Below are 13137 nucleotides of genomic sequence, written 5' to 3'. Positions count from 1 at the left end.
CTCGCAATCAGGATCCGCGAGAAGCGGATGGCCCTTTCCGCCTTTCTGTGTCCACTTCGCGCCTCCGTGGACGTCACACCACGCTGGTCGCGGGCGGCGCGTACAGGTCGAGCAGCCGTGACCGGGTGGCATGCAGCCGGTGGGCCAGCACCTGTCCGACCCACTGTGTCAGCGCCAGCCCGAACGCGGGCTCCGCCTCGCACAGCGACTGTACGGCGGCCGCGTCGAACTCGTCGGCGCGCACCAGGCTCATCGCCTCGGAGCCCAGCTCCCACTCGTACGGCGGAAAGAGCCAGGACAGACCCACCAGCTCACCATGGCCGAGCATCTCGATCACGGCGGGACGGCGTTGGCCCGGCAGCCGTGAATCCAGGTTGACGGCGCCGGTCCGGATGATCCAGAACCGGTCCGCCGGCTTGCCTTCGTCGAACAGTCGCTCGCCCGGCTCGAACATCACATCCCTGGCGAGCGCCATGAGCCGTTCCCGGTGGGGAGACGGCAGGGCCTTGATCTTCGGTGCTGCGGTGGTGATCATGTGAACCTCCCGGTGAACCGCGCACTCCCAGCGTCGGCCGACACGGTGCGGGGCCGCAGGGGCCGCCCGGGGCACGGGTGGGGGCCTTCCGGCCCCGCTCCATGTGCCCCCGACCGGACGCGCCCGGACCCGGCTGTCCAGACCAGGTGCGCCCATGAATTCGAGCGTACTCAGCCCGGCCGGAAACGGCGCTGCCGTCGCCGTGTGCCCGGCCCGGGGACGGGTCCGCCGGGCGCCGCCGTGCGGAGCCCCGCAGGCGCGACTACCGTGTTGCCATGCCCGGACCAGAGCACCTGAAAGGTGACATCGGCCGCCGTGTGGCCGCTCGTCGCGAGCAGCTCGGGCTGTCCCGCGAGGACGTCGCCCTGCGGGCGGGCTCGGCACCCGGCTACATCCAGTATCTGGAGGAACAGACCGCCGCGCCGGGCATGGGCTTCATGCTGCGCCTCGCGGACGCTCTGGAGACCACCGTCGTCGCCCTCACCGGTGGCATGGAGGGCACCCCGCCCGGCGCGGGGCACGCCGCTTACCACCCCGAGCTGGTCGAGCTGGGCCCCGAGGAGTGCTGGCGGCTGCTCGGCTCGCACGGCGTGGGCCGCGTCGCCGTGACCACCCACGAGGGCCCCGCCATCCTCCCGGTCAACTACCTGGTGTCCGGGCGTGAGGTGGCGTTCCGTACGTCGCCCGAATCCATCCCCGCCAAGGCCACCAGCGGCGAGGTCGCCTTCGAGGTGGACCACATCGACGACGCGTTCAGCCAGGGCTGGAGCGTCCTGCTCGTCGGCGCCGGCCGTACCGTCACCGAGCCCGACGACGTGCGGGCCCTGGAGCAGCAGGCGTACTCCGCGCCGTGGGCGGGCGGCGAACGGGACATGTGGATGGCCATCGCGCCGGACCGGGTCACGGGCCGCCGGATCCTGGTACGCCATACGCACGAGCCGCGCGGGCAGCACCACTCCTGACACGCCGCACCACGCCTGACACGGGGCGACGCGCGAGGTCACACGCCGCGTGTCGACGGGTGGTGCCGCGACGGGCGCCCCACGGATGTCACGCCCCCGGGTCGCGGATGTCCAGGACCTCGTCCACCGGCCGCCGGGGCGTCGCCGGGGCCGTCGGGCCGTACCCGAGGCGGATCAGCATCTGGGCGTGACCCATCGCCGACCGCGGATCGCGCACCGCCCAGCGCAGTTCCGGCCACTCCAGGACGTGCGAGTTCAGCGACGTGGCCAGCCCGTCCAGGGTCGCCTGCAGCAGCACCCGCTCCAGAGCCTGCCCGGCCCGCAGCCAGTCCGCCGGCCCGTCGTCCCGCGTGCCCAGCACCGCCAGGCACGGCCTCTGCTCGAAGGTGGCCGCCCCGCGCCCCGCGGGCCGCTCGTGGGCCGCGAAGTCCCGTACCGGGGCCCGCCCGTCGTAGCGGCGCGGCCCGAACGCGTACGTCGGGATCCCCGACGTCCTGGCGGCGTGCGCCGGGTCCTGTGCTGCGGCCAGCGCGTCGTCCTCCTTCCGCCAGGCCCAGCGCGCGACCTCCGCCCGTACCTCCGGGTCCATGGACTCCTCGGCCTCCGCGTCCCGCACCAGGGTCAGGACCTCCTCCGTCTGCCACGCGCCGAGAAACACCAGCCGGGCACCCTCGGCCACGGCGACGCCGGAGAGCTCGTCGCGAACCGCCTGCGGCACGATTTCGTCGGTGAACGGGAACCGGTTCGAGTGGCGCTTGCGGAGCGCCGGGTACAGGGCGGCGAGCTCGTCGTCCGGCCCGGTCGGCCGGGTGAACGCGGCCTCCGCCAGCAGCGTCGGCTCCGCCGGGTCGGGCAGCAGGTCGATCCGCGGGTCCCAGCCCTCGTGGGCGGCGGCCACCCGCAGGTTGAACAGCGCGGCGCCGCAGCCGATGTGCAGCGCCCGGTGCGCCGGGTCCTCGCGCGGCATGGTGCGCGCCGGGTCCATGCGCAGCTCCAGCGTGCCGCTGCCCCGCACGTGGCGGAAGATCCACGGCTGCGCGTTGTGCATGGACGGTGCGGTCGTCGCGTCCGCGACGAGCCGCGTCACGACGGGGATGTCGAGGCTACGAGCGGTCATGGCACTTCTCCGTTCCTAGCCGTGCGGGACCACGGCGACGGGCGCGTCCGAGTGGTGGATCACGGCGTGGGCGACCTGGCCGAGGCGGGGCCCCAGCGGCAGCCGCGTCCTGCGCCGCCCGATGACCAGTACACCGGCATCGGCGGCGGCGCGCACGAGTTCGGCTCCGGCAGAGCCGGTGACGGCCCTCTCGGCGACCCGTACCGCCGGGTACTTCAGCCGCCACGGCAGCAGCGTGTCGGTGAGGCTCTCCGCGATCTCCCGGCCGACCTCGTCGGTGATGTCCGGGTCGACCGCCGCCACGTACCCGTACGCCGTGGGCAGCGACCAGCAGTGCACGACGCGCAGCGTGCGGTCCCGCCGGGCCGCCTCCTCGAACGCGAAGCCGAGCAGCGCGTCGCACTCCTGGAAGATGTCCTCACCCACGACCACGTCGCCGGCCTGCCCGTGCTCCCGCCCCGGCCGGCCGCCGCCGGAGGCCCGTACGAGGACGACCGGCCGGTGCGCCGCCGCGACGACGGCCATCCCCACGGACCCGGCGAGGAACCCGGTCAGCCCGCCGAGCCCCCGCGAACCGAGGACCAGCAGCTCCGTGGGGCCGCTCTCCGCGGTCTCCGCGACCAGCGCGGCGGCCGCCCGCCCGGTGACCGTCTCGGCCGCCACGACCAGCCCGGGGTTCGCCTCGCGCGCCCGCGTGGCCGCGTCCTGCAGCAGCGTGTCGGTGCGCTCGGCGATCAGCGCGGCGTGGGCGGCCGGGATCTCGGGCGTGTCCGGCCAGTCCCGGACGTGCACCAGCCGCAGCGGCACACACCGCAGGACCGCCTCACCGGCTGCCCACGAGACGGCGGCGAGACTCTCCGGTGAGCCGTCCACACCGGCCGTGACGGTGCGTACGCGGGTGTCGGTCATGGTGGGCCTCCTGCCTCAAGAATCACACCCGCGGCCGCCCCGAGGCAGGGCCGACAGGTCCGTGTCCCGCCCGAACGGCCCTCGTCGGCCGCACGACGATGCCGGGGGAGACAGCCGCCGCCGGCCTGCCCGGCCCCTGCCCTGCCCGGCCCCTGCCCTGCCCCGGACCCGGCCCGCCCCCCGCCCCGGCCGCCCTCAGCTACCCCGGGCCGCGGTCCACTTCGCCTCCAGGTGTTCGCGCACCGCGGCCGTGAGCGCCTCCAGGCCGGGGGAGATCTCGGGGGCGAGGGGCTCCGGGCCGTGGGTCCGGCGGGCGGTGGCCGGGAGGGCCGTCACGTCCGCGGTGAAGCGGGCGTGGGCGGTGGCGAGGTCGTCGGGCGGGCCGATGCGGCGGCCGCCGCGCATGACCGTGCGCAGCAGTGGCTCCGCGCCCTCGGGGCCCGGCTCGTCCACCAGGGCCAGGACGTCGGGGCCGCCCGGCGACCGCCAGACCTGTTTGCGGCCCGGGGCGGTCGCCTTCGCCGCGGACAGCTTCATCACCGGGCGGCCGTCGTACTCGACGAGCTTGTACGCCGAGTCCAGGTACGGCGCGTCGGCGGACGTGCCGACCTTCGTGCCGACCGCGTAGACGTCGACCGGCGCCCCGGCCCGGACCAGCGCGTCGATGTCGTACTCGTCGAGCCCGCCGCTGACGATGACGCGTACCTCGGGCAGCCCGGCCGCGTCCAGGATCTCCCGTGCCCGCCCGGCCAGGGCCTCCAGGTCGCCGCTGTCCAGCCGGATCCCGCAGCCCGGACCGCGCCGGAGGTCTCGCAGCACCCGGGCGGCCGTCGCCACGCCGCGCTCGGTGTCGTACGTGTCGACGAGGAACGTCACCGGCCCCGGGTGAGTCCGGGCGAAGGCGCGGAACGCGGCCTCCTCGTCCGGGAACGCCTCGACGTACGAGTGCGCCATCGTCCCGGACGCCGTCATCCCCAGGCGCGTCGCCGCGGCCACGTTGCTGGTCCCCGCGAAGCCCACCAGCCCCCCGAGTCGCGCCGCCTGGAACCCGGCCTGCGGCCCGTGCGTACGGCGCAGCGAGAAGTCCACCACCGGATGCCCGGCCGCCGCGAGCACGCACCGGGCCGCCTTGGACGCCACGGCCGTCTGGTGGCTCACCAGGTTGAGCAGATGGGTCTCCACCAGCTGAGCCTCCGGCAGCGGCGCCGTCACCTCCAGCAGCGGCTCCCCGGCGTGCACCACCCGCCCTTCGGGCACGGCCCGCACCTCTCCGGTGAACGCGAGCCCGCGCAGCGGCTCCAGCTCTGCCTGCTCCCTGCCCAGTGCCACCGCGAACCGCCGTACGTCCGTCGGGGTGATCCGGTAGCCGGCCAGCTGGTCGAGCGCCGACTCCAGCCCGGCGGCGACGAGGAACCCGCGACCGGGAGGGAGTCTCCGTACGAAGAGGCTGAAGGTCGCCGGCGCGTCCATGCGCTCCTCGAGGTAGGACAGGGCCATCGTCACCTCGTAGAGGTCGGTGCTGGTGACGTCCGACATGGGGCTCGCCGCTTTCCGCGTCTCGGGTACGGGCGTGAGAGGGACGGACGGGGTACTCGCGCCCCGCAGGGACCTTTGGCCCGGTCCCCGGCCCTGCGGGCCCTCCCGGTGCGGATTCCCCGGTGCCAGCGTGGGAATGCGACCGACACGAGCTCAGGAGGAGCCATGAACCACCCCACGACCTCAGGTACGACGATCACGGGGCCGGTCATCGCCGGCGTCGACGGCTCCGTCCAGGCCAGGGCCGCCGTTCTGTGGGCGGCCGCCGAGGCGGACCGGCGTCGGCAGCCGCTGCGCATCGTGTACGCGTCGGGTACCGACAACCGCGTCCTCTACTCGTCGGCCGAGGCCGCCGAGAAGGTCCGTGACGCCGGGCACGACCTGTTGACCGAGACCGGCGACCTTGTGGCGGAGCGGTTCCCGGAGCTGACCGTCGCGAAGCAGTTCAGCGGCCGCGAGGCCGTCGCCGCGCTCCGTGAGGCGGCCGGCACCGACGGCACCATCGTCGTCGGCCACCGGGGCGTCGGCGGTTTCGCCGAGCTGCTGCTCGGCTCGGTCGGTCTGGGCGTCGCCGCCCACGCCAAGGTGCCCGTGGTCGTCGTCCGCGGCGAGCCGGAGGAGCGGCCGGGCACGGGCGTCGTCATCGCCGCCGTACGCGACGAGCACGACCACGGCTGGGTCCGCCACGCCGCCCACGAGGCCGAGCTGCGCAAGGCGGCCCTGCGGCTGCTCACCGTCTGGAACCCGCTGTCCCACGTCGGTACCGCCCGCACCCTTCTGGACGACATCGACGGCATCGCCCGGCAGCACGTCCACGAGATGAGCGTGCTCGCCGACGGTCTCCGCGCGGAGTTCCCCGAGCTGACCGTGACCACCGAGGTGGAGGGCGGGCGTTCCACCGCCGAGCTGCTCGTCCAGGCCACGCACGAGGCGGACCTCGTCGTGGTGGGCGCACACCGCCCGCCGCTCGGCATCGGCCGGGCCATCGGGCACGTCACCCACGCGCTGCTGCACCACGCGCACTGCCCCGTCGAGATCGTCCCCCGCACGGGGAGCGACGAGGAGCCGCAAGACCAGAAGTGACCGGCGCGGCGGAGAGCACGGAGGAGGAACGATGAGCACACCGGAGACGCACGCACCGGAGATCAACCGACCGGAGGAGCGGCACGAGATCACCGTCGGCATCGACCCCGGCGACGGCGTCGGACCGGCGCTCGCCTGGGCGGCCGACGAGGCACGCGTCAGGGGACTTCCGCTGCGGCTCGTGCTCTCCGTACCCGCGCTGCACGACCTGCCGCACGGCAGCCGCCGGCACCGGGTCAGCGACTCCGCGCACCGCGCCGAGCTGCGCACCGATGGCGCCCGTGCGCTGGCCGAGGCGGCCGCCTGGGTCACCGACACCCACGCCGACGTCACCGTGGCGACGGAGCTGCTCGACGGAGGGCCCGCGGCCGTACTGTGCGGGCGCTCCGCACAGGCGAGGCTGCTGGTGCTCGGCTCCCGCCGCCTCGGCCGGTCAGCGGAGCTCTTCAGCCAGAGCTCCGTGACCGTCCCGGTGAGCGCCCGGGCCGCCTGCCCCGTCGCCGTGGTCGCCGAACCGCCGCGCGAACCCCGGGGCCCCGCGCACCTGGTCGTCGGCGTCGACGGAAGCGACGCGTCCAGGGCCGCGCTCGCCTTCGCGCTGGAGGAGGCGAGCCTGCGCGGCGCTTCCGTACGCGCCATGTGGGTCTGGCCCCAGCCCCGCCTGGCTCTGTCGGGTGCGTTCGCCGACACCGCCGGTGCCCTCACCGGTGAGCCCGTGGGCGACGAGCCGGCGGCGGCCCGCGAACGGCACCGACTGCTGACCGCGGCCGTCGCGGGCTGGCCGGAGAAGTACCCGGACGTGTCCGTCACCGAGCACGTCCTGCGCGGCCACCCGGTCGAGGAACTGGCGCTGGCCTCCCACGACGCCGTCGCGCTCGTCGTCGGACGGCGTGGCCACGGCGGCTACGCCGGCATGCGGCTCGGTTCGGTCGTCCACGGCCTGCTGCACCGAGCGGAGTGCCCGATCGTCACCGTCCCCGCCCCGGGCGACTGAACAGCCGGAAGGCAGGGGAGCAGACGGTGGCCGCACGGGACCGAACGAGACCCCCGAGACCCCCGAGACCACGCGAAGCCACTCGAACCACGGGAGCACGTCATGAACACCACGGAGAGCCGGGGCGGCGGCGGAGGCGGCCACGCACGTGACGTCCGTGACGTCCGTGACGTCGGAGCACGTGAGGAGCACGGCGGCGCCATGCACGCCGTGCTCGGTGACCAGATCCTGGTAGACGGACCGGTCGTCGGAGTGCCACGCCGCGACGGAGAGGTCGTGGGACTCCGGCACGCGGACGGCACCCCGCCGTACGACGTGCGGTGGTCGGACACCGGACGTGTGTCGCTCTTCTTCCCGGGCCCCGACGCCCATGTCCGGCATCTGACCGGAACGAGGCACCCGCACAAGTAGCCGCCGGTGACCCATGGGCAAGCGTCCACGGCGTGACGGGCTGCCGTCACGCCGTGGGGGGCGTCAGGCCAGGTCCACCCGGATGTCCACGACGCCCTCCACCGCCCGCACCGCGCGGGCCAGCAGCGGAACCAGCGACCGGTCGGGCAGCAGCCCGCTCAGGATCACCACGCCGTCCTCCACGAACACCCGCACCCCGGCCGCGGCGGGCACATCGGGAAGGACGGACCCCCGGATCTCCTCCTCGATCTCCTCGTCCGGACGCAGGAACACCTTCAGCAGGTCACTGCGGCTCACCACCCCCTCCAGAAGCCCCACCCCGTCCACCACCGGCAGCCGCTTGACCCGCCGCCGCGCCATGATCCGCGCCGCCTCGGCCAGGGTGGCGTCCGCGTGCACGGTGACCGCCGGGGCGGACATCAGGTCCTCCGCGTACACGGCACCCGCCTTGGCCGCCTCGGCCGCGCCCGCCGGGAAGCCCTGCCCGTCCCCCTCCTGGAACCCCTCCTTCGGCAGCAGATCCGCCTCGGAAACGACGCCGATCACCCGGCCCTCACCCTCCAGCACCGGCAGCGCGCTGACTTCCCACTGCTCCATCAGCGCGACGATCTCCTTGTACGACGCGTGCCGTCCCACCGCGACGGCCGTATGGGTCATGACATCACTCACGGTGCGCGGTGACGCGAGCATCGCGCCCACCTCCTCTTCCGTACGGTCGACTACGACACATTCCTCGCGGCGTGCCCTCGCACACCGCCCTCACACTCCGCGCCGGGTCCACTGCGGCTCGACGCGGCGCCACTCGTGTTCCCACTCCGCCGCCCGGTACCTGCGGGCCGCGCCACGCACGGCCGCGCCGGCCACCGCCGCGGCGCTCACGCCCAAGGCCGTGACGGTCGCCCCGACCACGACGGCCCCGCTCCACACGTCCCCGCCGCTCATCGGCGGCTCGGTGACCCGGCCGTCGGCGTCCAGCCACACAGCCGTACGGTCGCCCCGTGCCGCGTCCGCCGGGACGGACGCCACACCGGTGCCGACCCGCCCGTCGGGGCCCGTCCAGCGGACGTCCGCGCGGACCTTCTGCGCCTGTGTCCGTCCGTCCGTCGTCGCCGGACCGGCCCCGGACACGTCCTGGACGATCTCGGCGGTGACCTGGTGCCGGGTCGCCGCCTGCTCCGCCGCGGCGGCCGCCGTACGGCCGTACGCCCATCCGCCGGCGGCCACTCCGGCCAGCAGCGCGCCGGACCAGAGGACCGCGCCGAGCACGAGGAGCAGCCACGCCTCGGCCACATCGACGGGCCGTCGCAGCGGGTGCTCCCGCCACCGCCGCCGCCACACCGGCGCCCGGGCAGTCCCGATGAGCCGCACGTCGTGGGTCACAGCCTCACCGCCCTCCGTCGGTCTCCCTCCCAGGGTGCCGCCGCGCGGGGGCGCCGTGCAGGGGCCCTGGGCCCGCGCGGGAGGGGCCGGACGGCCCGCGATCCGGCACGGGACCGTGTTCACCCGTACGCGGGAACGGCCCGATGCCGTGTTCTGCGTACGGCTCCGGCGGCGCACGATGTCCGGGTCGGACGACGACCAACCGCCTGAAGGACGTGGCCCCGCATGACCTCCCTCCTGACGTCGACCAGCTCGTGGCGCACCCGCCTGGTCCACACCGAGGCCCCCGGCGCGGTGGTGCTCGTCCGGTTCTACGTCGGGGTGGTGTTCGCCTCCGAGGGCGTCCTGAAGCTCCTGCGCCCGGACGAGCTGGGCGCCGGCCGTTTCGACCGGGCGGGGATCCCGATGCCTGGATTCTTCGCGCCCCTCGACGGCCTTCTGGAGACCGTCTGCGGTCTCCTCGTCCTGGCCGGGCTGCTCACCCGGCTCGCCGCCCTGCCCATGGTGGTCGACATGGTGGGCGCGCTGGCGATCACCAAGCTGCCGATCCTTTGGGGCGGCGCGCCGCTGTTCGCCGACGCGTCCGGCTGGTGGGACTTCACCCACGCGTCCCGCACGGACCTGGCCCAGCTGTGCGGCACGCTGTTCCTGCTGGCCGTCGGCGCGGGCGCCTGGTCCGCCGACGCGTACCTCTCCCGGCACGCCCGTCTGGAGGCCGCTACCCGCCCGTGAGGCGCCGGGCCCGCTCGGTGTCGGCGAACCGGCACGGTGCCCTGCCCGGCGCGTCGGCGGTCCGCGCCGCGCATGGCCGCACCGCCCGGGGGTAATCGCCGGGCACACGGGCATCGCCTCCCGCCGTACGAAGGGGGACCGCACATGCCGTGGCCCAGACGCCTGTCCAGACGCTCGCCCGGGCATGCCTCGCCGTTCTCGTCTGCCTGGCCGTCGTCCCGGTCGCGGGCGAGGCACTGGCCGGTGCGCAGCCCGCGCAGCGCCCGACGGTGTCGGCCGCCCGCCTGGACGGCACGGTCACCCCGGTCGTCGCCGAGCACCTCAAGGAGGGCGTCGACCTGGCCGAACGCAACGGCCACCAGGCATTCCTCCTGGAGATGGACACGCCCGGCGGACTTCTCCAGTCGACCCGGGACATCGTCCAGGACTTCCTGTCCGCCGATGTACCGGTGATCGTCTACGTCGGGCCCGCCGGAGCGCGCACCGCGTCCGCGGTGGCGTACATCCATCGGCCGCGCCTCCCTCGCCGGTCGTACGGCCGTGGTGAGCGGCGGGGACGGCGACAGAGGGCAGGTCTTCCTCGACGGGGCCCGGTGGACCGTGCGGCTTCGGGACGGGCGGGTACACGAAGGACTACGGGTACGTGTCGTCGACCGCGACGGTCTGGAACTCGTGGCCGAGGCCGCCGAACCCGAGGAGGAAGCCCCATGAACTCACTCGTCGGTCTCATATTCGGCGCAGCCGTCCTGCTCCTGCTGCTGTCGATGTCGGTGAAGGTCGTGCCCGAGTACGAGCGGGGTGTCATCTTCCGGCTCGGCCGGATCATCGGGGCGAAAGGCCCAGGTCTCTTCTTCATCATCCCGGTCGTCGGCCGCATGATGCGCGTCTCGCTGCGCACGGTCACCATGGACATACCACCACAGGACGTCATCACGAAGGACAATGTGACGGTGCGGGTGAACGCGGTGACCTACTTCCACGTCGTCGATACGAACAGGTCGGTCGTCGCGATCGAGAACCACGTCCAGGGCACCTCGCAGATCGCCCGGACCACGCTCCGCAGCATTCTCGGCCAGGTCGACCTCGACGAACTGCTCGTCAACCGTGACGAGATCAACCAGAAGCTCCAGAGGATCATCGACGACGTGACCAACCCCTGGGGCGCGAAGGTCACCCTCGTCGAGGTCGAGGACGGCGAACTGCCCGAGGCCATGCGCCGCGCCATGGCACGGCAGGCGGAGGCCGAACGAGACCGGCGGGCCAGGGCCACCCACGCCAAGGGCGAGTTCGAGGCCGCCGAGACACCGGCGGACGCGGCCCGTCGGCTGGAGGGCCACCCGGCCGCCATGCATCCGCGGATCCTGTCGACCATGGCGGAGATCTCCTCGGAGCGGAGCTCCACACTGATCTTCCCACTCCCCATGGAGGTGCTGCGCCTCGTCGACATGTTCCGCCCCCACGAGGAACGCCCGGTCACCCAGGCGTAGCCCCCGACGCAACCGCACGCAGTCACCAGCACGTCGCACCGGAGGTGGTCTACATGGCATCCGGAATGGACGAGGACCGCCTGCTCGCCGAGATCGAGCGGCTTCTCGCACGCGAGGACCCCGACCTCGACGCCCGCATGTCCGCGCTCGGCCGGCAGTTCACCGGCGAACCCCCCGAACCGTCCGGCCACGCGGACACCGGCGGCGTACGGCGTGGCCGCGGAAGGCGGCGGGACTGGCGGAAGGTCGTGGCCGTCGTGGCGGTCGTGGTCGCCGTGGTGGGCCTCGTCCTCACCGCGGTGCTCATGCAGCCCGCCGACTCCGGGAGCGACCAGCTGCCGCCGGCAGGGATGCCCGCCGCCGTGGCCTTCCGTACCTGAACGGGTGCCGGCCCACGGAGCCGGTCACTCGCCGCCCGCCGACTCCCCGCCGTCCGGCCCTTCCGCCACCTCCGCCACCTCCGCGTCGTCCGCGTCAGGAAGTCCGGGCAGCAGCAGAAGAAGATCCGGCACGCCGCAGACCCGTACATGCCCGGACAGCCTCGCCAGCAGCGCGACGACCTCCGGCCGGGCACCCGCCGAACGCGCGGCCGCGCACAGGTCGTCCCTGCCGACCCAGCCCGAACCGAACGCCCCCCGGGTACTGGCGGCGATCTCCTGCCGCGTCACCGTCGACATGGCTTCCGTCCTCCCGCTGCATACGCGCCGTCACTCACCGCGATCGTACCTTCACGCTTCGCGGGCGGTCCGGGACTCTCACATGATGTACGGGTTAACGCCCGGAGGGCGGTGACCGTCGGGCTCGTCCCTGTGCGCGAAATTCAGGCAACTCGGCCCGTCCGGCGGGTCTCTGACTTGCCTTCGGACTCTGCGCCTGCGTTAGATTGGAGCCGCTCGCCGACCCCGCCCGCGCATGTCCAGGGGCGGCGAAGGAGCCGCCCGTGGCGGCCGCATCGACCATCACACCGCACCACCAACGCCGCCAACCGTTCACGCGCGCTCACACGCTTGGAGAGCCATGGCTGACGACGTCACCCGCACCGAGATCGCCGACCATCTGGCAACCGTCTTCGCCAATGGAGCGATGAGCAGAAGCGATCTGCTGATCGCCGCCGCCGGCGCCGGCGCCCGCACCGAGGTACGCCAGGTCCTTGAGCGGCTGCCCGACCGGCGCTACACCGACCTCCGGCAGGTGTGGGAGGACCTGCCCCCGATCCCCTCAGGTGTCTGAGACCGCGACGAGCGCACGGCAGCACGACAGCACGAGAACACGAGAGTACGGAGCGACAAGGAACATGGCCGTCTTCATGCTGCGGCTGGCCCACGGCGAGGACACCGTCGTCGAGGCCGACGCCGCCGGGCGCACCGCCACGGGCGAGATCGTGCTGGAACGCACCGACCAGCACGGCAAGCCCGAACGGGTGCGGACCTACCGGGCCGACGCGGTCACCGCGGTCTACCGCCGCGGACCCGCCGACGGCGGCCTCTACACCTGGATCCCGCAGCCCCCCGACGGCACCTGGTGGTGTTACTGATCCGCGGCCCCACCGGCACCCGCACGGCCGGCTCCTAACTACGGGCCCGGTGCGCGGCCTCCGCCACATACCGGGCCCGTGACGGGGCCAGCCGCAGCAGATACACGGTGCCGCCCAGCACCGCGCGGACACAGCCGCGCGGCACGTACCAGGGCTCCGCCACCCGCACCTCCGACAGCGGGGCACTGTCGATCTCACTACCGCGGCTGTTCAGCAGTGTCAGTCGGCCCTCCGCCACCCGCACCCGGCCGGCCGTCGTCAACTGGCGCCACCCCCGCCGGATGAGCACACCCCGTTCCTCGAACTCCCGCTTGGCCACGCTGCGCCCCCAGTCACCCACACGCCGGCCCTCCGGGGACCATACCCGCGCCGGGACGGCGGGAAATGCCCCCTCCCGCACGCCGTCAGGCCCCGCGCCCCGCATCCGGCAGAGCCCAGGTGACGACGGAAAGGACGA

At 73.9% G+C, this 13137-nt stretch carries 18 protein-coding genes; 10 read left to right on the top strand and 8 right to left on the bottom strand.

Features of this window, described 5'->3' with window-relative positions; genetic code table 11:
• Positions 1-73 precede the first annotated feature (73 nt).
• Positions 74-535: a cyclic nucleotide-binding domain-containing protein gene (locus tag FVS66_RS16525; protein WP_149181945.1), complete on the bottom strand. Its 462-nt coding sequence runs from the start codon at positions 533-535 to the stop codon at positions 74-76.
• Positions 536-810: 275 nt separating this feature from the next.
• Here FVS66_RS16525 and FVS66_RS16520 point away from each other — a divergent pair, with 275 nt between their 5' ends.
• Positions 811-1497 carry a pyridoxamine 5'-phosphate oxidase family protein gene (locus FVS66_RS16520; protein ID WP_149181944.1) on the top strand — a complete coding sequence of 229 codons (687 nt, stop codon included), beginning with the start codon at positions 811-813 and terminating at the stop codon, positions 1495-1497.
• 88 nt (positions 1498-1585) lie between these two features.
• On the opposite strand, the gene FVS66_RS16515 is transcribed toward FVS66_RS16520, so the two are convergent.
• The 3 genes from FVS66_RS16515 to FVS66_RS16505 all read right to left on the bottom strand — a co-directional run bounded on the left by FVS66_RS16515 (position 1586) and on the right by FVS66_RS16505 (position 5059).
• Positions 1586-2614 carry an Acg family FMN-binding oxidoreductase gene (locus FVS66_RS16515; RefSeq protein ID WP_149181943.1) on the bottom strand — a complete coding sequence of 343 codons (1029 nt, stop codon included), beginning with the start codon at positions 2612-2614 and terminating at the stop codon, positions 1586-1588.
• Between the two features lie 15 nt (positions 2615-2629).
• Positions 2630-3523, bottom strand: coding sequence for a universal stress protein (locus FVS66_RS16510; RefSeq protein ID WP_149181942.1), 894 nt, complete (start codon positions 3521-3523; stop codon positions 2630-2632).
• Between the two features lie 195 nt (positions 3524-3718).
• A complete protein-coding gene (locus tag FVS66_RS16505) occupies positions 3719-5059 on the bottom strand; it encodes a nicotinate phosphoribosyltransferase (protein ID WP_149181941.1) in 1341 nt (446 codons plus the stop codon).
• Positions 5060-5224: 165 nt separating this feature from the next.
• Here FVS66_RS16505 and FVS66_RS16500 point away from each other — a divergent pair, with 165 nt between their 5' ends.
• From FVS66_RS16500 to FVS66_RS16490, 3 genes are all read left to right on the top strand, one after another.
• Entirely contained in the window at positions 5225-6142 is a 918-nt protein-coding gene (locus tag FVS66_RS16500) for a universal stress protein (protein ID WP_149181940.1), read from the top strand.
• Between the two features lie 31 nt (positions 6143-6173).
• Positions 6174-7136: a universal stress protein gene (locus FVS66_RS16495; RefSeq protein WP_149181939.1), complete on the top strand. Its 963-nt coding sequence runs from the start codon at positions 6174-6176 to the stop codon at positions 7134-7136.
• A gap of 102 nt (positions 7137-7238) precedes the next feature.
• A complete protein-coding gene (locus tag FVS66_RS16490) occupies positions 7239-7547 on the top strand; it encodes a DUF1918 domain-containing protein (RefSeq protein ID WP_262387030.1) in 309 nt (102 codons plus the stop codon).
• A gap of 63 nt (positions 7548-7610) precedes the next feature.
• Here FVS66_RS16490 and FVS66_RS16485 read toward each other — a convergent pair whose 3' ends face one another.
• On the bottom strand, positions 7611-8237 hold the full coding sequence (locus tag FVS66_RS16485) for a CBS domain-containing protein (protein WP_149181938.1): 627 nt from the start codon (positions 8235-8237) through the stop codon (positions 7611-7613).
• A gap of 69 nt (positions 8238-8306) precedes the next feature.
• Complete coding sequence (locus FVS66_RS16480; protein WP_149181937.1) at positions 8307-8927, bottom strand: hypothetical protein; 621 nt, start codon at positions 8925-8927, stop codon at positions 8307-8309.
• A gap of 225 nt (positions 8928-9152) precedes the next feature.
• Here FVS66_RS16480 and FVS66_RS16475 point away from each other — a divergent pair, with 225 nt between their 5' ends.
• The 4 genes from FVS66_RS16475 to FVS66_RS16455 all read left to right on the top strand — a co-directional run bounded on the left by FVS66_RS16475 (position 9153) and on the right by FVS66_RS16455 (position 11526).
• A complete protein-coding gene (locus tag FVS66_RS16475) occupies positions 9153-9659 on the top strand; it encodes a DoxX family protein (protein WP_149181936.1) in 507 nt (168 codons plus the stop codon).
• 540 nt (positions 9660-10199) lie between these two features.
• Positions 10200-10370 carry an NfeD family protein gene (locus tag FVS66_RS36860; protein ID WP_399225682.1) on the top strand — a complete coding sequence of 57 codons (171 nt, stop codon included), beginning with the start codon at positions 10200-10202 and terminating at the stop codon, positions 10368-10370.
• Positions 10367-11146 carry a slipin family protein gene (locus FVS66_RS36855; RefSeq protein WP_149181976.1) on the top strand — a complete coding sequence of 260 codons (780 nt, stop codon included), beginning with the start codon at positions 10367-10369 and terminating at the stop codon, positions 11144-11146. The genes FVS66_RS36860 and FVS66_RS36855 overlap by 4 nt, the downstream gene beginning before the upstream one ends.
• Positions 11147-11199: 53 nt before the next feature.
• Positions 11200-11526: a DUF3040 domain-containing protein gene (locus FVS66_RS16455; protein WP_149181935.1), complete on the top strand. Its 327-nt coding sequence runs from the start codon at positions 11200-11202 to the stop codon at positions 11524-11526.
• A gap of 24 nt (positions 11527-11550) precedes the next feature.
• Here FVS66_RS16455 and FVS66_RS16450 read toward each other — a convergent pair whose 3' ends face one another.
• Positions 11551-11823: a hypothetical protein gene (locus FVS66_RS16450; RefSeq protein WP_149181934.1), complete on the bottom strand. Its 273-nt coding sequence runs from the start codon at positions 11821-11823 to the stop codon at positions 11551-11553.
• A gap of 340 nt (positions 11824-12163) precedes the next feature.
• Here FVS66_RS16450 and FVS66_RS16445 point away from each other — a divergent pair, with 340 nt between their 5' ends.
• Complete coding sequence (locus FVS66_RS16445) at positions 12164-12376, top strand: DUF2795 domain-containing protein (RefSeq protein WP_149181933.1); 213 nt, start codon at positions 12164-12166, stop codon at positions 12374-12376.
• A gap of 64 nt (positions 12377-12440) precedes the next feature.
• Positions 12441-12680 carry a hypothetical protein gene (locus FVS66_RS16440; protein WP_149181932.1) on the top strand — a complete coding sequence of 80 codons (240 nt, stop codon included), beginning with the start codon at positions 12441-12443 and terminating at the stop codon, positions 12678-12680.
• 34 nt (positions 12681-12714) lie between these two features.
• On the opposite strand, the gene FVS66_RS16435 is transcribed toward FVS66_RS16440, so the two are convergent.
• Positions 12715-13020, bottom strand: coding sequence for a hypothetical protein (locus FVS66_RS16435; protein WP_149181931.1), 306 nt, complete (start codon positions 13018-13020; stop codon positions 12715-12717).
• Positions 13021-13137: the final 117 nt, after the last annotated feature.

It is taken from the genome of Streptomyces sp. TRM49041 (assembly GCF_008271805.1).
In the GTDB taxonomy this organism is placed as follows: domain Bacteria; phylum Actinomycetota; class Actinomycetes; order Streptomycetales; family Streptomycetaceae; genus Streptomyces.
This window is presented reverse-complemented; position numbering and strand designations above follow the sequence as displayed.